Source organism: Bradyrhizobium sp. CSA112 (genome assembly GCF_029051645.1).
Lineage (GTDB): Bacteria > Pseudomonadota > Alphaproteobacteria > Rhizobiales > Xanthobacteraceae > Bradyrhizobium.
Map to the genome: position 1 here is coordinate 38,537 of NZ_JAACFS010000010.1, position 18,943 is coordinate 57,479.

Below are 18,943 nucleotides of genomic sequence, written 5' to 3' on the forward strand. Positions count from 1 at the left end.
TCTGATATTTGCCGTTCTATCGCCGCAACTTGGGAAATTCTTGATATTTCCCGTTCCTATCGGCGCAGCTTGGGAGACGAGGGGGTCGTGCTGCGGTTTGCCGGTTTTGAACTCGATCACCAGCGCGCCGAGCTGCGCGGGCCGGATGGCGAATCGGTCAGGCTGCGGCCGAAGCCGTTCGCCATGCTGCAGGTGCTTGCCGCCAATGCCGGCCAAATCCTCAGCAAACAGGAGCTGATGGAGGCGGTCTGGCCGGACATCCATGTCGGCGAGGACAGCCTGTTTCAGTGCATTCGCGAGATTCGCACCGCGCTGGGCGACGAGGACCGCAAGATCGTCAAGCTGGTGTCCGGCCGCGGCTATCTCTTCGACGCCGAGGTGTCGACCAAGGCGCTAGCCACGCCGCCGCAAATTCCGTTTACAGACGTTGCTGTCGCACCGGCCGCCGCGCCGGCAAAAACCTGGCGGCCGTTCGGTCTGAGCGCCCCGATGGCGCTCGCCGCCGTCGCGGTGCTTGGCGCGGCGCTCGGGCTGGCCATCGCGGCGCCGATGTTCGGGCCGGACACGTTCAAACAAAGACCGCCGGCCATCGCCGTCATGCCGGTCACCGGCGCCGATGCGGACGCTGTCCCGACGGCGGCGGCTGTCACGATCCGCCTCGCCGACGGCCTGGCGAAGATCGACAATATACGTGTGATCCGCGTGGCGACGCCCGAAGCGGGCAGCGCGTCGCCGCAGGCCGCCTCGGCGCGCGCGGCGCAAGCGGACTTCGTATTGAGCGGCGAATTGCAGAAGGCCGGCGCGGCATGGGAACTGCACGCCCGCCTCACCCGCACGGCGACCCAGGAAGTGATCTGGTCGGCGCCGGTTTCGGTCGCGATCGGCGAGACGGACTTGGGCCTACAACAATCGCGGCTCGCGGCGGGCCTCGGCCATCTGCTGGCGCGGCGCCTCAATGAGCTGGTGCAGGCCGGCGCGCAGCCGGCGGCGACCGACGGCGCGGCAAAGGTCGTGGTCGAGCAAGCCACCGCTCAGATCAACCAAACCAGCAAAGAGCGTCTTGCGGCGGCGCAGACGATGCTGGAAAAAGCGCTCGGCGATCATCCCGACAGTGTCGACATTCAAGTCGCGCTTGCCGCGCTGCAACTCCGCGGCATTCAGATGGTCTGGTACAGCCCTGCGGACAGCACAGCGGCGGAGATAAAAGCCAAATCGATGCTGGAACGCGCGCTGCGCACCAAGCCCGATTCCATTCCGGTACTCGAAGCCTATTGCCGCTTCCTCAACGCGACGAATTATTTCACCGAGAGCCTGGTGGCCTGCGCGCGGACGCTGAGCTTCGATCCATGGAACGGATTGGCGCTGTACCACATCGGTCTCGCGCAACTTCAACTCGGGCGTTTCGAGGACGCATTGGCAACGTTCAAGCAAGCCGACCGTTTCGACACGCCACAGGTGTCGCGCTGGACCTGGAAGCTTGGCGCAGGGATGACCTACCTGCTGATGGACCGCAGCGAAGACGCGTTACCATGGCTGCAAAGGTCGATCGCGATCACGCCCGCATCAGGACGCACCTATATGCTCCTGTCGGCCGCTTACCAGGGTCTTGGCCAGCCAGCCGAGGCAAAAGCGGCGATGGACAAGGCTCTTGTGTTGCGGCCCGGTTCGAACCTCGTCAACGTCGCGCTCCCGCCGAAAAACGCCAGCCCGACATTTCTTGCGGCGAGCGAATGGATCGGGCGAGCGTATGTCGCGGCCGGGTTGCCGGAGCGGTAATTTAAACATCCGCCAATAAGATCGACGGCTGCTTTCCCGTCGAAGCGGGGCTGGACTGCTTCGCGTCACGTCGCACTTATTTGGCGCAGAGCACGCATGCTGGCAATTTGGCGCGCCGCGGCCGATGAAGATGGGCACTACTCGTTTGCTGTTCCCCTATGATGCCGCAGGCCGCAACGCGTCCCAATCGGCAAAGCTGCGATATCCTGCGACTTTGCACTACGCCTCGCGGGCGGCTGCATTCCCGATTTCGCCGAGTGGTCCGGTTACCCTTCGACCGCGGCCCTGTCGATCACCCCGACATCGACGTGATGTGCCAGAAGCGGACCCGGCCGACATCCGATCCACTTAACGGCTGCGCTCGGCAGCCCTTTGCCGAGCCTCGTCTGCGCTCATCTGCAATGCTTCGCGCTGCATTCCGGGGAGGTTCTGGAACACGGCCGCGGTTTCCTTCCTATCGGCGTTGCTTCGATTGAATGCGCGCTTGTTGAGCGTCGCCGCGATATGCTCCTCGAACATTGGGGCGCGGAGACTTCCCTGCGTACGGCTCATTGCGGAGTCACTGTTTGTGCTTTTGCCGCAATCCGCAACGACGCGGCTTTCCTTGGGCGTGATCGAAGTGATGATGGCCTCGCACTCCAACAGGGGCGCCCAGCTTGCATATTTCATATTCAGTTTGACGCCCTTCGCCGAGCGACCGGCGCCCCAGATCTTTATCATCTCTCCTGGCCCGTCGCGTCTCGGAAGGGTGGTCTTTGCGTCCACCAACATGGTTTGGACCTGATCCTTGGAATAGGGGAAGACCGTCGGGTCAGAGCTGAGATTACAGCCACCCACGACTAACGTGCCCGCGAGAATAAAGACGAGCTTTGCGCTCATTTGCCGCTCCCGAATTTCAATTGTCCGATGTTGTTTAGACGAAGAAGTTTGAAAATAACTTGCGTGACTTACTCAAATGCGATCTGACACGTCGACCTATGATCCACGATTACTATGCGGGCATGCCGCCGCTTCAGCTGCGGCCCGCGCCGACGCAAAGCGGGCCGGGGTAAGCTTGATTGGATCGGGCAAGGCATCACGCCGCGGGCGCTCAAAGCCTTCGCCAGCCAGGTCCGCAGGCGCATGTGGATTGAACAGGGCAAGCTCAACCATAAACGTCGGCTTTGGGTCAAACTGCGAAAGGCTCGCAACGAGCACAAGCGGTCCGGTTTTGCTCAGAGACCCGACTCCCGAGCAGACATGCCGGACGGGCTGCAATGTGCCAGGAGCCGCCATCGCACGTTTGGTCATCACCAAGGCGGCCGCCTACAGCATCATCAAAAAGGCCCAAGAAGCATACCAAGCGTCGCGGGACGGGGTTCAGCACGCATCCGATGAGGTTGAGCAGGGCTTAATAGGCCGCTGACATTTTCTTCATTTGTGTTAGCCGGTGTTTGGCATCTTTGCCGTAGCTTGCCTTGATGGCGTGGTGCGGCGGGCGGCGCCGGTGTCGCGCCGATCGCGTTTGGCGACCTCGGTGGCATTCGCGAGATTTGCAACGAGGGAAATTGGCGATGAGGCGGAACATCCTTTTTGCGCTGTTGCCCACGATGCTTGTCGCGGCCTGTTCCCAGGGCGCGGTCTACCCGGTTCCGCTCGATCGGGCGCGACAGATCCTGTGCACGACGGACCTGCCGCCGGTCTTTGGCAGCTACGCGCCGGACGTTGAGATTCAGGCGAACAAGCCGTCCGAGGTCACCTGGATTGTCCGCAAGAACGGATACGAGCTCATGCGATACATCGCGACACTCAGCGTGGCAGGGGAAGGTCGAACCCGCGTCGGATTGGAGCTCAAGGGTGCGAAAGGCGGGCCGGCCGAGGACGTCGAGCGGCGCCTTGCCGAGAACTCGAGCATCAAGAATCTCTATTTGATGGCGATGGAAGAGCGGATCGCCTCGGCCATCGAAGGTCGCCCCCTTGACATGACAAAGAGCTATCCGGCGCTCCGCGCTGCCACGGTCGCCAATGTGGGCAACATCCGCAAGTCGTTGGATGAGGCGGTCAAAGCCTCGGAGGAGCTGGAGCGAGCTCATCTCCAAAGCCTCAAGCGCAGATGAGGGGCAGGTCGGATGGGAACTGCCGGAATGTTTACGTGGCGCGCCCGAAGAGATTCGAACTCCTGACCCCCAGATTCGTAGTATGAATTCGGAGCTTGTCGACCGCACTCGCCGACACGTCGCCATACTCTCGCCCTCGCAATAAGATACTGATCGATCATGGATTTTCGCGCCGTGGCGTAGCCTGGCGTAACGCGACCTCGATGATTCTCATCGAGGACTTCCCCAGACTAAACCCAGACTAAAAATGGTGAAGGCACCCATGGCCGATCAGCGCGAGATTCTCACCGACAAGAGCATTGCGCGTCTGTGCCCGGGGGAGAAGCAATACAAGGTGCGCGATAGTGAGCTACCGGGATTTTTCGTGCTCGTCGGCAAGCGCCGGAAGACTTTCATGGCGCAGGGTGAGTTCTGGCGTGATGGCGTTCGTGAATTCGCAGTCCAGGTCAAGCTCGGCGATTTTGGTGAGATGACCACGCGTCAAGCGCGAGGCAAGGCCAAGGAAGCACTCGGGTCGATAGCCAAAGGCCAACGTCCTGGTGAAGCTCCGACGATCAAGCCAGGCTCAATAACGCTTCGGCAGGCCTGGGAGCGCTATCGGGATGCGCATATGAAACGTAAGGGTCGAAACTCAGGGACGGTTGAAAACTATCGAGATCACATGGAGCGGCTGTTTAAGGACTGGCTCGACAATCCACTTGCTCGGCTTGGCCGACAGCCGAATTTTGTTGTTGAACGCCACGACAAGATTACGAAGGAAAACGGCCCCTACATTGCCAATGGGGCTATGCGCAGTCTGCGAGCAGTCTACAACCATGCCCTGAAAAGCAATACCGAACTGCCTGCCGCGAATCCGGTCTCCGCTATCGATTGGAACAAGGAGCATCGACGCAACACGGGGATGGGACCAAACGACATCAGCGGTTGGCTTAAGGAGCTTTACGCACTGGACAACCCGTTAAGGCGGGAATTTCACCTTTTGACAGTTCTCAGTGGATCACGACCAGCAGCGCTTAAAAAGGTCCGCATGGAGCACATCGGTCTACGAGAAAGGCTCATCCATATCCCGAAGCCCAAGGGTGGCGAGGAGAAGGCATTCGACATCCCACTATCGCGGCCGATGATCCGCTGCATCATCCGCGCAATCAGGTGGGGGCGGATCATGTATCCCGAGCAAGGGAAATCGTGGTTGTTTCCAGCCGACAGTGAATCAGGACATCTCGTGGAGCACAAGGAAGAGCGAAATGTCCTTTCCAAATGGGGTAACGATCTGCGGCAGAGCTATCGCACGCTCGCGCAAGCGGCAGGTGTTTCAGAGCTCGACATTCATCTGTTGATGAACCATTCGCTTCCCGGTGTGAACGCCGGGTACATCACGCGTGATCGTTTGTTAAGGGATCACCTGCGTCAACGGCAGCAAGGAATATCAGAGTTGGTTGTCCATGGCCTCGAAGTGAAGCGTGATCTTTCGCTAGCGCGATGGCTCGGAAGTGCGAAGGTCGAGGAGACTGCCGATCAGGCAGAACCAGGAGCCAGATCTGAGACGATGTCGATGGCTGCGTAGAGTGCAAGCTGTGGATTGTCGTTGTCCTTGGCCGGCAAGTGCTCTTCGTCGCGAGATCCGTCCTCCAACCCCGCGCTCAGAACCTACGGTTTGCGCGGTGACTGGGGGTAACACTGCGGAATTGGCCACGACAATCATTGTCGCGCTACTCATTGTTTTGCTGTCGGTTTGAACGATCGGATACAGAGGAGAACAGTGCTGCGGCGGAGAGAGTGTCAGTCAATCCCCATTGAAAGATCAAGCATTTTCGACCGTCCTGAACCAAAACCCACCGCTTGAGCTACGGCCGGAAGTGGGTACCGTCTGCCGAACACGCGCCGTTTGCAGCCAAGAACTCCCCTTCATATGCCGCTGGCTTGGTCAATACTTCGACCTTGTCTCAAACCGATCGCACCTCGTTCCAAATTCTGGCCACCCTTCAATTTCCGTTGGCTGTCCATGGCATGTAGCCATCGCGCTTTCGCAAGGAGACGTAGCCGTGAGGGACGCCGAGCTCTCACCGGACCGGTTCAAGATTTCTGATGAACTTGAACGCTCAAGGTCTGGGGCTACTGTAAGCGAGGATAAGATGGCAATCAGCGCCGAACGGAGCACGCGAATCGCCTTGTTGCCCGCCAAAAAGCTTAGACTCATCGTCGTGCTGACCAATCGTCACGTCAGCCCGGTAGGATCAGCGCGCGTCCCCGCCGCCCCTTCTTCACGTGATCGAAGGCCTGGGCAGCTCCGGCCAGGGATTCCCGAACGGCAATGGGCAGTCCAACGCGCCGCTGCTCAACCAGTTCGCGCAACTCCTGCAGGGCGGGTGTCTCGGGCTTGAAGACAGTCCAGGCATAGCGTCCGTTCTTCGGTAAGGCGGCGCGATGGCGACGCTTGTCGGAAAGCGTCTTCAGGGCACCGCGCAGCCAGCCGACCTCGTCGAAATTTGCGAGCAGCGGATGCACCGTGGTCGCATGGCCGAGCGCGCCGTCGCGCAGAGTGCCGATGAGCGCCAGATCATCGTCCCAGGCGGCGAAGTTGAGCGTGGCGTCGAACGTCCGTGACAGCGTCGCGAACGGCTTGCTGTTGTCCACCACCTCGAGCGCGCCAGCCTCCTGGCAGGCGGCGAAGTCTGGCGGCCGCGCTATCGCCGTCACGCTTGCCCCCCATGCGGACATCATCTGGAGGGCCAAGGTCCCGAGACCGCCGGCCGCGCCATGGATGAGTACCTGTTTTCCCGCAGCATTCTGCCGGGTCAGTCCAGCGCCCCGCACCGCAAGCCACATGGTCACGAAGCTGTACGGAAGTGCCGCCAGCGCCTGGAGGTCCTGCCCCGCGCGCGCCAGCAGTACATGCGTGGCCTTGACCAGCACGTGGCTCGCGTGGCTCCCCTCGGCCGATGGCGGCTTCACGCCATAGACCCGATCGCCGATCTTGAACGCGTCGACATTGTCGCCGAGAGCGGTCACCGTGCCGGCGACATCATTGCCGAGCACCATGGGAAACCGACCTGCCCCCACAAGCGACAGCAATCGCCGACCATAGCCTTGCGCGCGCCGTACATCGATGGGATTTACCGACGCCGCCGCGACGGCAACCTCGATCTCGCCGGCGGCCGGCTTGCGCCGGAGGACCTGTCGGACCTCGAAGCTGCTACTCGGCCCGAGGCAAACCAGGGTGGCACCTGTCGCATTCGTCACCATCTTGCCGCCTTCCCAAAACTTCTGGACACTCTAACCGCACCATCAATTGGCCAAACGCTCCGGCTGCGGCGCTAGTCCTGCACTTCGAACTTGAGGCATAGCGCTCAAGCGCAGTACGCAGAGCCGCGGTCCGTTCGCCGGCGCGGACGCACACGACCTGTCCCAGCCGGGGTCGGCGTTCGAACGCCAGGTCGACGATGGTGCACACCGTCGCGTTTTCAAGGGATTAAATCCCGTGATCGCGTCCTAGTTGTTTCGTTGCGCGGTCCAATATCCCGAACAGCGCCCACCTCCTGCGCGGCCGCTCCAGGTCCCGCGGCCGCCGTCTCGCGTCAGCTTCCCCGACCCTGATGCGTATTTGTCGTGGACCGTCACCGACGCGCGAACCGCGCCCGATCTTCCGACATGACCGCTGAACTTCACCAGATTGGGATGCGTCACAACGCCATCGTTTATATTCACTGAGAAATTGTAGGTCGGATCGCAGCTTCCGCGTTGTGTAACGAAGGTAAGATTCCAGGGACCGTCGTAAGAGGTTCGGGCTTCGGCAGCCGTCGCCAGGGTAAGGCAGGCACAGCTAATGACAGTCGCGATCAGTCGCTTGTTCATGATCTTCTCTCCAGAGGAATTGGTTGATGTTCAGTAGGCAGCAGTCGTAGGTGTTGGGTATTGTTGTCTTCTTGGTCTATCGCTGCGTTTCAAGAGCCGGTGTGCATTTCGGCGGGCCCTACGCGGCCGTCCAGCCGCCGTCGATAGAGAGGTTGGCGCCCGTGATCTGCGCGGCGCCTTCGCCACAAAGGAACAGCGCCAGCGAAGCCACCTGTTCGACCGTGACGAATTCCTTCGTCGGCTGGGCCGCGAGCAGGACGTCGTTGATCACCTGATCCCTGTCCATGTTGCGCGCCTTCATCGTGTTCGGGATCTGCTTCTCTACCAGCGGCGTCCAGACGTAGCCGGGGCTGATGCAGTTACAGGTGATTTTCGACCTGGCCAGTTCCAGCGCCACCGTCTTGGTGAGACCCGCGATGCCGTGCTTGGCCGCGACGTAGGCCGACTTGAAGGGGGAAGCGACCTGCGAATGCGCCGAGGCCGTGGTGATGATACGGCCCCAGCCGCGCCGCTTCATGCCGGGCACGGCTGCACGGATTGTGTGGAAGGCGGAGGACAGGTTGATCGCAATGATCGCATTCCACTTGTCGATCGGAAACTCCTCGATAGGGGCGACGTGCTGGACGCCGGCATTGTTCACGAGGACATCCACGCTGCCGAAGGTCTTCTCCCCGAGCGCGACGAGCTCGGCGATTTCGTTCGGCTTGGCCATGTCCGCGGGCGAATAGACGGCTTTCACCCCGAAATCGCTCTCGACGGCAGATCGCTCCTTCTCAACATCGGCCGGCGCACCCATTCCATTGAGCACGATGTTGGCACCTGCGCCTGCGAAGGCACGCGCATACGCGAGACCGATGCCGCTCGTCGAGCCGGTCACGACCGCGACTTTACCTTTCAGAATACCCATTTCGCTTTTCCTTGTTGATCTGTGACGGTCTTAAGGCTCGTCGCCGGAGGTGTTCTGGACTCGCGCAGCGGATCGCGGTCGTCCATCATGTGACCAGCGCTCTCTCGTAGCTCCGGAGCGGGCGTCGGATCGGCTGTTGCAGATAGTCGTGAACGACCTTACCCAGCCCGAGAGTAAGATCTGCGCGCATGTGAACCGCGGACACGATCTCGAGAACCGGCAAATCGGCCACGGGAGCCAAGGCGTGAGGCGTCAGGGAGAGTGCCGCGGGTCCGGTCCACGCCCCTTTCAAGACAACTTGCTCAAGGTGATACTCGACGAGCTCACAGATCCGCGGACTGCCGTCGACGTGCGGAATGATCTTGAGAAGGAAGTTCGGCTCCTCGAGAGCGGCCTTGACTTGCGCCAGGTCGGCTTCGCGGTGCTTGTATCCCATCGTGCCGGTTGCAACCCGCAACGGACCGTAGTCCAGAGTACCAATGAGGGTGTCGACCTCGGTTTGCAACGTCGGCTGGCCGAGCTTTTTCGGAAAGCCCCAGAGCTCCCGGCCGCCGGCGATCGGCCCCTCATCGTTCAGGAACATGCAGTGGGTATAACCGCCCCTGCGACCGCGGAACGATACCGGGATGACTTGGCCGCTCTCGGTGTAGTCGCCAAAACCACTGGAATCCGGCATGCGGATGAATTCGTACTTGACCAGCGCCTCGCGTTCATCAAATTCGAGCGGAGCCGGAACAACTGATCGCAGCTTCGCCGGATCGGTGCGATAGGTAATGATCAGGTATTCGCGGTTCGCGAAGCGATACGGCCCCGGCGGATAGGCCGGACTGGTGAGCGGCATCGCAAACGCCCGCCTCGCGACTTCATTCTCGTGCATTTCATTTCTCCTGCGACTGACCGGCTTGGCCTACTCGCGACCATCCTGCTCAAGGTCGAACGTGGAGACGCCATCCGCAGTTGTCGGACGGGCCAGCACCTCGGGGTGACGAAGGGTGCGTAATGCGTCGTGATAACCGGCGCGCCAATGATCCTGCATCGAGAGGCGGGAAAACTCGTAGTCCTTGGAGTGGCCTTCGTAGTCCCGCGCGCGATAGATCAGATGGACGAGGCTGTGCACGTTGTGAGAGGCAGCCGTCCTGAGCAGCCTGACGTCCTCTTGCTCGCGCAGATCTTCAGGCAGCCTGCTCAAGAGAGCTGCCAGCTCTCGCTGCAACCGGTGCAGGCTCTTGAACTGGTCCGTGCTCGCTCGCGTGCGGCTCGAGTATTGGATCTCCTTTTGACGCGTAACGACGTCGGCCAAATTGCGCGGAATCTGGCCGCGCGCGCTCCAGAGATCGACCTGAAACACAAGCGTGTCCTGACGGGCGCCACACTCGATCACATATTGCAACGGTGTGTTTGATACCAGGCCGCCATCCCAATAGTGTTCGCCATCGATTTCGACCGCCGGAAAGCCCGGCGGTAGCGCCCCACTCGCCAGGATGTGCTCGGACCGAATCGTATGCGTGGCAGTGTCGAAATAGACCAGATTGCCGGTCCTCACATTGACGGCACCTGCGCTGAACCGCGTCATGCCGGCGTTGATACGATCGAAATCGACGAGGCGCTCCAGTGTCGTCTTCAGCGCGCCCGTGTCGTAGATGCTCGTGGCGGCAAGCGTTCCACCCGCTTGTAGCCATGGCGCCAGTGGCCGCGCAGAAAAAAATCCGCTTGCGCCAAACACCGCAGCAAAGCTCGCATTCATCTGATTGAGAAAATTACGGGTGTGGTCACTGTTCATCGAATCGGTGAACGGCGTGTCTGACCAATGCCATGGCGCGTCCAACGTCACCTGCGTCCAAAACTCGCGAAGCCGCTCCACCCGTGAATTGGGGGGATTGCCCGCGATAATTGCAGCGTTAATCGCTCCAATCGAAATGCCGGCAATCCAATCGGGATGGATGTTGGCTTCGGCCAAGGCCTCGTAGACGCCTCCCTGGTAAGCCCCCAGAGCGCCTCCGCCCTGTAAGAGCAACGCTATGCAATCGAACGGCGGACGCCGGTCGACGGTCGTGAGGTGTGATCGAGGCTGAAAGTTCATGGTTCTGTGCTCTTGATTTGCGATTGCCCACGCCCGCGTTTCTGTCCGGAACGCGGTCGTAGCGGGGGTTCATGACCTGAATTAGTAAAATATACCGTATAGTTTATTAACTGCGCTGTCAAGCGAGCGCGTTCACAAGCTGGTGCTGCAACTGATTGAGGCTCCTACGTTCGTCGTTGGATTTTGGCGAGCCACACGCGCACTCGGAACCAAATGCGGAGCCCAATCACCGCCTGGACGCAGCGGTCAAGAGCATCCCTCGCGCGTCTGCCGTTCGCCCGAGGCACATGACCACGGCCGATTCTTTGTTGCAGTAGCCTGACATCGATGAAGTCGTCGGCGTGCCGGCGCAACTCTCCGCGACCATGGCCGGTTGAAAGGCAATTGACGGTTCGCACGCAAAAGTTCTGGCGCAAAAACAGACCAGACGCGGTCCGTTGGCGGTTAATCCGCTCGTTGACGACGCGTATGGCCGTGGCGCTTCGGCGCGCGAGCGTAGGAGGCGCTCGCCTCGGACAGCAGAGGATTTCGAACGCAGCTGCCGCCGCGACCGGAAATCATGGCGACGCACTGCTCCACCGTTTCGAAGCCGCACTGTCGCATGCCTGACGAATAGTCTTCTCGGCAGTATTCGTACTCTCTTGCGGCGACCGGCTCTGCAGCGCTCAAGAGCGTCGCGCCGGCCAGTGTCGCCGCGGCAATCGTGCTGAAGGCGATAGTCTTGTTCATGTTGCTCTCCGTGCTTTTGAGTCTCGGCCATAACCCGCCGGATCCGAACGCGCTTGTCTCACGTGCTTCTGGTGACTTTTTCGGCCTAAGGAACGTGAACCATGGGCCCGTAATAGGCGCCCCAGTGGCCCCACACATCGCGATCAGCGCGATTGGGCAGATCCCTAGCGCGACTATGGCAGCAGGCTTTCCCGTACGTACTATGCGCGCCCATCGGGGTACGCGCGTTAGCGTTCGCCGTGAGACGCTGTGAAGTCACTTGGCTGTCCCAAGCCACAGCGGGTGTCGTTAGTAAAGCTGCGGTTATCAGTGCAGCCGACAGAAGATTGAGCTTCATGATTCAGTTTCTCTACCGGTTACGGAATGCGGCAACGTCTTCGAAATTGCCGCGACTCATCATTAATACACTATACGGTATAGTTTATCTATAACCCCGACCGAGCAGAGTCGGTCAAGGAAGAATGATTCACATCCCCGTGTTGCACGTCGTCCGACAAGCCGCACGCCGAAGTGCTGCTCGAGGAAGGAAATCTGGCGTGCGACCGCAGCCTTCCGCTCGCGGGCAACGGCTGAGAATGAGCCGGTCTCCGTTACGCGCACCAGCGAAGCCAAGGCGCTTACAATATCCATCGCAGTGTTCGCAGGATGAGGTCCGTCCGGCCCGAGTTCGCGATGCCTAGTTGCAGACCAGAATGCGCCTGTACCGCTTGTAGACGTAGTAGCAGTCGCTATCGGAATACCCATAGTTCGATCGGCCATAGCCATAGCCGGCATAGGCTCCAGCGGCGTGGGCAGCACCGTATCCGTATCGCCGCCCGCCATCGCCATAGCTTCCGAAACGGCTGTAGCTGACCGAAGCAGAGCGAGCCTGGACCGAGCGTGCAACCGCCGGTCCGCCGCGACCCGCGGCACGGACGCCGCCAAGCGCCCTGACATCGCCGCGAGGACCAGGGCCGGCGCCCAGGCGAGGAGCCGGACCGCCGAAGCCGGCACGGGGCGCACCGCCTGGCCCCATGGGAGGATGACCTCCGAACGCCGGAGGACCGCCGGCGGCGATCGGCGGAGGACCGCCGGGCCCCATCGGAGGAGGACCAGGGAATTGCGCAAATCCCGCAGTCGGCACCAGCGAAATCGTTGCGAGCGTCACGGACAGCTTCAAGATTGTCGTCCAGGTCATCATGGTTTCCTTCGTTCTAGATTTGCGTTTCGAGGACAGGCACCGGCGCGTTCTGCGCGAAAGTCGAGTTCGACGAATGGGTGTCGTGCACCGGGTCAACGGACTCAGGCGTTGGCCGGCCCTCGCCGTGATCAGGATGGATCCGGAACCACGCTACGTACAGCGCCGGCATGAACAAGAGCGTCAGCAGCGTGCCAACGATGATGCCGCCCATCATCGCGTAGGCCATCGGCCCCCAGAAGATCTCGCGTGCAATCGGAATCAGCGCGAGACTTGCCGCAGCCGCGGTCAGGACGATCGGCCGCATGCGTTGCTCGGTCGCTTCCACAACGGCCTCCCAGGCCGGGCGTCCCTCCTTCCTCAGATCCTCAATCTGCACAATCAGGATCACCGAGTTTCGGACCAGGATGCCGATCAGCGCCAGCACGCCAAGAATGGCAACGAAGCCCAGAGGTGCGCCGCTCGGCAGCATGGCCATGACGACACCGATCACGGCGAGCGGCGCGACCGCGAACACCAGGAACAAGCGATGGAAGCTCTGCAGCTGAACCATCAGGATCGTGGCCATGACGAAGAGCATCAGCGGAACGACGGCCATGATCGGCGCCTGGCTCTTGGCGCTCTCCTCCACCGAGCCGCCGATTGCCACCGAATATCCGGCCGGCAACTCCTTCTCGAACTCCGCCAGCTTCGGCGCGAGCTGGTCCACGATCGTCTTCGGCTGGACGTCACCGACGATGCCCGCTTTCAGCGTGATTGTGGGAATCCGCGCGCGCCGCCAGATCGTCGGCTGCTCGATTTCGTAGCGCAGATTGGCCACGGCCCCGAGCGGCACCGATTGACCGCCGAGCCCGGTCAATTGCAGGTCCCGCAGCGTATCGATCGAGGCGCGCTCCGACGCGGTAGCCCGTCCCGTGACATTCACGAGGTAGATGCTGTCGCGAACCTGGGTGATTGGCATGCCCTCAAGCACGGAGTTTAAGGTCGTCGAGATGTCTTCCGACGTCACGCCGAGCTGTCGCGCCTTGTCCTGGAGAACGTCGACCTTGACGACGCGCGCAGGCTCCATCCAGTCGAACACGACGTTGCCGAGATCGGGGCTGCTCCGGACGATGCCGGCGAGCTTCTGCGCGAGATCCCTCACCTTCGCAATGTCGGGTCCGCTCACGCGGTATTGCACGGGACGTCCCACCGGCGGGCCGACCTCGAGTAACTTGACGTAGGTGTCGGTCCCGGGAAACGTGTTCTTCAAATAGGTCTCGAACTGTGCCTTGACGCGGTCGCGCGCCTTGATTCCGCCTTTGGTCATGACCACCATCTGGCCGAACCATGTATTCGCAGTCTGCACGTCGAATGACAGCACGAAACGTGGTGCGCCGATGCCGACATAGGTCGACCAATGTTCGACCGAATCATTGCCCTGCAGCTGTTCGCGCTCGAAGCGCGCCATCTGCGCATTGGTGTCGGCAATCGAGGCGTTCTGTGGCAGATTCCAGTCGATTACCAGCTCATCGCGGTCCGACGAGGGGAAGAACTGCTGCTGCACGAACTGCATTCCGAACACGGCAAGGAGGAAGGCTGCAACCGTCACCGAGATGGTGATCCATCGGTGATGCATGCAGACGAGGAGCAGATTCGAGAACATCTGCGCCAACCGGCCCTTTTTCCCGTGATGGCCTTTCATTTTGGCGGGCAGGATGGTGACGCCGAGCAGCGGCGTGAACAGGACCGCGACGATCCACGACACGATCAAAGACACCGCAATCACAACGAACAGTGTATAGGTGAACTCGCCGGCATTGCTGCTGTTGAGGCCGATCGGGATGAAGCCGGCGATCGTGACCAGTGTGCCCGTCAGCATGGGCAAAGCGGTCGACGTATAGACGTGGGTCGCCGCCTTCTCCAGGGGATCGCCGGCCTCCAGCCTGGCTACCATCATTTCGACGGCAATCATCGCGTCATCGACCAGAAGGCCCAGCGCGATGATCAATGCACCCAGTGAAATTCTCTGCAATGAAATGTCGGCATAGGCCATCACCACGAAGGTAATGGCGAGAACCAGCGGGATCGCAATTGCGACGACAAGCCCGGCGCGCATGCCTAAGCTGAGAAAGCTGATGGCGAGAACGATGACCACGGCCTCAAACAGCGCGTGGGTGAAGCCCGACACGGCATGCTCGACGACGACGGGCTGATCCGCGATCAGATGCACTCCGAAACCGACCGGCAGATCGGCGATGACCTTTGACATTTCCTCCTTCAGCGCCTCGCCGAAGTGAAGGAGGTTTGCGCCAGACTTCATGCCGATGGCAAGCGCGATCGCGGGCTGGCCGTTGTACCTGAACAAGGTCTTGGCCGGATCGACATAGCCGCGCGTGATGGTCGCGACATCAGTCAACGGAAAGAAGCGGTCGTTGATTCGAAGATTGACCGCCTTCAGGCTTGCCTCCGACGTGAATTGGCCGTTCACGCGCACGCTGATGCGCTCGGGACCCTCCTGAAATACCCCGGACGGAGTGACCGCGTTTTGTCCCTGCAGGGAAGCCATGATCGAGCGGACATCAAGGCCAAGGGCTGCGACCTTCCGTGTGAAGAATTCGAGATAGATCACTTCGTCCTGCGCGCCCAAAATGTCGACCTTACCCACATTCGGTACGGTCAATGCCTTGGCGCGGATGTCCTCGACATGATCGCGCAGCTGACGCTGGGTCAGGCCGTCGCTGGTGAAGGCGTAGATATTGCCGAACACATCGCCAAAGCGATCATTGAAGCCAGGCCCGATTACCCCTTGCGGAAAGCTGCCTTTGATATCCGCGATCATGTTGCGGACCCGGAGCCAGGTCGGCTTGACGTCAGCCGCCTTTGTCGTGTCGCGCAGATAGACGAATACGGTGGTCTCGCCGGCAACCGTCACGCTCTTGGTGTAGTCGAGCGATTCCAGCTCCTCGAGCTTCTTCTCGATCCTGTCGGTGACCTGGCGCGTCATCTCTTCGGGCGATGCGCCCGGCCACTGGGCCTGAATCACCATGGTCTTGATGGTGAAGTCGGGATCTTCCTGACGACCAAGCTGAAGGTACGCAAAGAGGCCTGCCGCCATGAAGGCGATCATGAAATACCAGACGAGCGAACGATGTTCGAGCGCCCAGTCGGAAAGGTTGAACGACTTCATGGCTTCTGATCCTGTTCGATACGGACTTGCTGTCCTTGCTTGAGGCTGTGGATTCCGGCAGTCACAATGCGCGCGCCAGGGAGAAGCCCGCCGGTGACGCGGGCGCCCGCCTGGTCCGTGGCAAGATCGACCTTGTGCAGCGACACCGTGTTCGCCCGCTGATCGACAACCCAGGCGAAATAGGCGCCGTCCCTGGCGAGCACCGCCGATGTAGGCAGCCGCAAGATCGGGTTTTGCTCGTTGCCGAACTTCGCCGTGACGGTCGCGCCGAGTCGGAAGGTTTCAGGCGGATTGTTCAGCGCGATGCGGACCCGCCGCAGGCGCGTTACCGGGTCGGCCTGCGGCGCGATCTCGCGAATCTTGCCTTCGACCTGAACCGCGGGGAGCAGCTGTAAGCCGACGGTGAATGGCAAGTCAATTTCAAGCGGCACCGGGAAATCCTCCCCGATATCGACCACCGCCTCCCTGATGTCGGGCCTCGCAACTGTCACGACATTTTGGCCAGGAGAGACCACCTGTCCGACCTCTGCGCCCACCGCCGTGACGACACCAGCGAAATCGGCCTTGAGTTGCGCGTAGCCAAGTTGCTCAAGGGCCTTGGTCAGGTTTGCCTGTGCATGCGCCACCGATGCGTCGGCACCCGCACGCGCCTGCTCCGCATTGTCCAGCGTCTGCCTTGTCGTCGCGTCGCTTGTGATGAGGGTTCGCTGCCGCTCCTCCGTTGCCCTTGCGGTCGCCAGCTGCGCCTCGGCCTTTGCAAGCTCAGCCTTCGCCAAGCGCACGGCGAGTTCAAGAGCTGTCGCATCGATGATGCCGACGGTTTGCCCTTGATTAACGAGGTCCCCAACGTAGACGGGACGTGCAGTCAGACGTCCCAACACGCGGAAGGCAAGATTGGTCTTGTACCGCGGTTCAACAACGCCCACCGCGACGGTGCCGTCCAAGCCACTCGGCTCAAGCACCATCGACAGCACGGGCCGCACTGGCTCGGGCGCCTTCGCCTCCTGCTGACATCCAGCCAATGCCAGTGCCGACGCAAACGTGCCGGCTGCAATCATGGCGCGCCTCTTCATGACCGGTCTCCCTCATACGTCACGGCCTGGCCAACGCTCAGCAGCTTTCCACCATCGATCACGACGCGCTCGCCGGGCTTGAGACCCTCCCTGATCAGCACCTCGCGGGCTTCATAACCGCCGATCATCACCGGCTTGAGAGCAGCCGTTTTGGTCGCCGGATCGACGGTCCAGACCGCGGGCTTCGACCCCGCCGCCATCAATGCACTCGAGGGCAATGCGATCTGCTGCTCGGCTTTCGCCTTGACGGTTCCTGCGACGGCGCTTCCAAGCGTCATCGCTGCCGGTGGATCCTGGATCGCCACCTTGACGCGGATCGTCGAGCTCTTCGCGTCAATCGCCGGCGAGACTTCCCTGACATACCCGTTCGCCGTCACGCCTGCGTCGGAGACAAGCGCCAGCGATACGTGGCCGCCGTCGAGATCGCCGAAGAAGATGGATTCGTAGACATCAAAGACGGCATCCCGTTCCCCGTGCTGCGCCAAGGAGAAAACGGGTTGCGCGGCCTGCACCACCTGACCGACTTCCAGATTTCGCGCGGTGATGACGCCTGCCGCTTCGGCGCGCAACGCAGTATAGCCAAGGGCTTCCTTTGACGTTCCGAGTTGCGCTTTTGCCGCTTCAAGCACACCTTCCGTAGTTCGCAATCCTTCCTGCGCCTGATCGTAGACCGTCCTCGTGGTGAAACCGCTTGCGATTAGCGCCTTCTGCCGTTCGAAGGTTGCCTTGGCCACGCGTAGCTGAGATTCTGCGGCCAGCACTGCCGCGGTCGCGGCATCGACATCGGCTTCCTGCTCGGCGGGATCGAGTACGGCCAACACTTCGCCGGCCTTGACGTGGGCGCCGACATCGACGTAGCGCGCGAGCACGCGGCCACTGACGCGGAAGGCGAGATCGGCGCGGAAGCGCGCCTGAACCTCACCGGTCAGCGTGATGGAGGCTTGCCGATCGCGCGGCTGTACGATCTCCGTGCGCACGAACGCGACGCGCGCCGTCGGAGCAGCTGCGTGATCGGTGCAGCCGCTGACCACCGTCGCGAAAAGCGCGGCCGCGAGCCCGACGAGAGCCTTGAACGTGCCGTTAATTTGAACGGTGTGGATGTGGTTCGAAGACTGGGGTTTCATAGCGCGTCCGTGCGGTGGCAGGGTGACAACAATTCGCCCAACGCATCGGGCGCTTGGCGGACTGACCCCAACTCGCTGCGGTGCTCGCGAGGCAGTTCCGGATTCGATCGAGTTGCAACAGGGCGGCTGCTCTGATTTGAAACGGCCGCTCCCGCTCCCGTTCCCGAGGCATCAAAACCGACTGCTCTCGGTGGGCGCGGCGGTCTCATCTGGCGCGTTGCCATCGTCCAGTTCGCCTGTTGCTCACGCTCCGTTAGCGGGAACGACAAAATGACAGACGTGGACTCCGTGCCGAAGCCGCGCTCGATCCGACCGCTGAGATCCTTGGCAAGGTCATTGCTGATTCGAAGTCCGCGGTCCGAGGCGCTCCGTCCGCACCGCGAACCGTTGTCCGCGACCACACAGTTCACCAGCGCGCCGATGCGCGTTAGCTTGATCTTGATTTGTCCGTCTCGTGCGTCAAAGCATGCATTCCTGGCAGCATTGGTTACGAGTTCATGAACAATCAGTCCAAGCCGCCGGCAGCGCTCCGGCCGAAGCGGGAGAGATTGCGTCGCGAATGCCAACCGAATATTCATTCGATCCAGACAGGCGCGGCGCACGGCGCAGCCCATCATGCGGATGTATGTCGCGGCGTCGATCAGCGCCTTGCCCCTGGGCATTTCGAGTGCCTGTTGCACATCGGCATGACCATGCAACAGTTCGACCACGTCGCTTAAGGCGCGCTTGGCCTCAGGCCCCTCAACTCGGACGACCGCGGCCGAGACCAGGTTGATCGCCGAGGCGAGCCCACTATTGATCCGGTGATTCAATTCGCGCAGCAGAATGCCCTGCTCCACAATTGGCGAATCCGCACTGCACATAGTCACGACGATCTCCTCAGATTGTGCCGGATGAGCTGTCGCAGGCCTGGCCATCAAAGCCGTCTGCAGCAGATCAAATAAACTATACCGTATATTT

The 18,943-nt window shown here is 61.1% G+C and carries 15 protein-coding genes; 3 read left to right on the forward strand and 12 right to left on the reverse strand.

Features of this window, described 5'->3' with window-relative positions; translation table 11 throughout:
* Positions 1-87: 87 nt before the first annotated feature.
* Positions 88-1,776, forward strand: a complete 1,689-nt coding sequence (locus GWE18_RS18945; RefSeq protein WP_275187227.1) for a winged helix-turn-helix domain-containing protein — start codon at positions 88-90, stop codon at positions 1,774-1,776.
* Between the two features lie 348 nt (positions 1,777-2,124).
* On the opposite strand, the gene GWE18_RS18950 is transcribed toward GWE18_RS18945, so the two are convergent.
* Positions 2,125-2,655 (reverse strand): hypothetical protein, encoded by a 531-nt coding sequence (locus GWE18_RS18950; protein WP_275187228.1) that lies wholly within the window; start codon positions 2,653-2,655, stop codon positions 2,125-2,127.
* Between the two features lie 710 nt (positions 2,656-3,365).
* On the opposite strand from GWE18_RS18950, the gene GWE18_RS18955 reads away from it, so the two are divergent.
* Positions 3,366-3,872 carry a hypothetical protein gene (locus GWE18_RS18955; protein ID WP_275187229.1) on the forward strand — a complete coding sequence of 169 codons (507 nt, stop codon included), beginning with the start codon at positions 3,366-3,368 and terminating at the stop codon, positions 3,870-3,872.
* Between the two features lie 262 nt (positions 3,873-4,134).
* Positions 4,135-5,436 carry an integrase family protein gene (locus tag GWE18_RS18960; protein ID WP_275187230.1) on the forward strand — a complete coding sequence of 434 codons (1,302 nt, stop codon included), beginning with the start codon at positions 4,135-4,137 and terminating at the stop codon, positions 5,434-5,436.
* A gap of 656 nt (positions 5,437-6,092) precedes the next feature.
* Here the strand turns inward: GWE18_RS18960 and GWE18_RS18965 are convergent.
* The 11 genes from GWE18_RS18965 to GWE18_RS19015 form a co-directional block, all read right to left on the reverse strand.
* Positions 6,093-7,115 (reverse strand): alcohol dehydrogenase catalytic domain-containing protein, encoded by a 1,023-nt coding sequence (locus GWE18_RS18965; RefSeq protein ID WP_275187231.1) that lies wholly within the window; start codon positions 7,113-7,115, stop codon positions 6,093-6,095.
* Between the two features lie 246 nt (positions 7,116-7,361).
* Entirely contained in the window at positions 7,362-7,724 is a 363-nt protein-coding gene (locus GWE18_RS18970; protein WP_275187232.1) for a hypothetical protein, read from the reverse strand.
* A 118-nt stretch (positions 7,725-7,842) separates the two neighbouring features.
* Complete coding sequence (locus tag GWE18_RS18975; RefSeq protein ID WP_275187233.1) at positions 7,843-8,631, reverse strand: 3-hydroxybutyrate dehydrogenase; 789 nt, start codon at positions 8,629-8,631, stop codon at positions 7,843-7,845.
* Positions 8,632-8,716: 85 nt separating this feature from the next.
* On the reverse strand, positions 8,717-9,508 hold the full coding sequence (locus tag GWE18_RS18980) for an acetoacetate decarboxylase (protein WP_275187234.1): 792 nt from the start codon (positions 9,506-9,508) through the stop codon (positions 8,717-8,719).
* Between the two features lie 30 nt (positions 9,509-9,538).
* Positions 9,539-10,711, reverse strand: coding sequence for a DUF3734 domain-containing protein (locus GWE18_RS18985; RefSeq protein WP_275187235.1), 1,173 nt, complete (start codon positions 10,709-10,711; stop codon positions 9,539-9,541).
* Positions 10,712-11,155: 444 nt separating this feature from the next.
* Complete coding sequence (locus GWE18_RS18990; RefSeq protein WP_275187236.1) at positions 11,156-11,440, reverse strand: DUF3551 domain-containing protein; 285 nt, start codon at positions 11,438-11,440, stop codon at positions 11,156-11,158.
* A 676-nt stretch (positions 11,441-12,116) separates the two neighbouring features.
* Positions 12,117-12,617: a hypothetical protein gene (locus GWE18_RS18995; RefSeq protein WP_275187237.1), complete on the reverse strand. Its 501-nt coding sequence runs from the start codon at positions 12,615-12,617 to the stop codon at positions 12,117-12,119.
* A 16-nt stretch (positions 12,618-12,633) separates the two neighbouring features.
* Positions 12,634-15,786: an efflux RND transporter permease subunit gene (locus tag GWE18_RS19000; protein WP_275187238.1), complete on the reverse strand. Its 3,153-nt coding sequence runs from the start codon at positions 15,784-15,786 to the stop codon at positions 12,634-12,636.
* On the reverse strand, positions 15,783-16,859 hold the full coding sequence (locus tag GWE18_RS19005; RefSeq protein ID WP_275187239.1) for an efflux RND transporter periplasmic adaptor subunit: 1,077 nt from the start codon (positions 16,857-16,859) through the stop codon (positions 15,783-15,785). The genes GWE18_RS19000 and GWE18_RS19005 overlap by 4 nt, the downstream gene beginning before the upstream one ends.
* Positions 16,856-17,983: an efflux RND transporter periplasmic adaptor subunit gene (locus tag GWE18_RS19010; RefSeq protein WP_275187240.1), complete on the reverse strand. Its 1,128-nt coding sequence runs from the start codon at positions 17,981-17,983 to the stop codon at positions 16,856-16,858. Before GWE18_RS19010 ends, GWE18_RS19005 begins: the two co-directional genes overlap by 4 nt.
* Positions 17,980-18,900 (reverse strand): sensor histidine kinase, encoded by a 921-nt coding sequence (locus GWE18_RS19015; protein ID WP_275187241.1) that lies wholly within the window; start codon positions 18,898-18,900, stop codon positions 17,980-17,982. The genes GWE18_RS19010 and GWE18_RS19015 overlap by 4 nt, the downstream gene beginning before the upstream one ends.
* Positions 18,901-18,943: the final 43 nt, after the last annotated feature.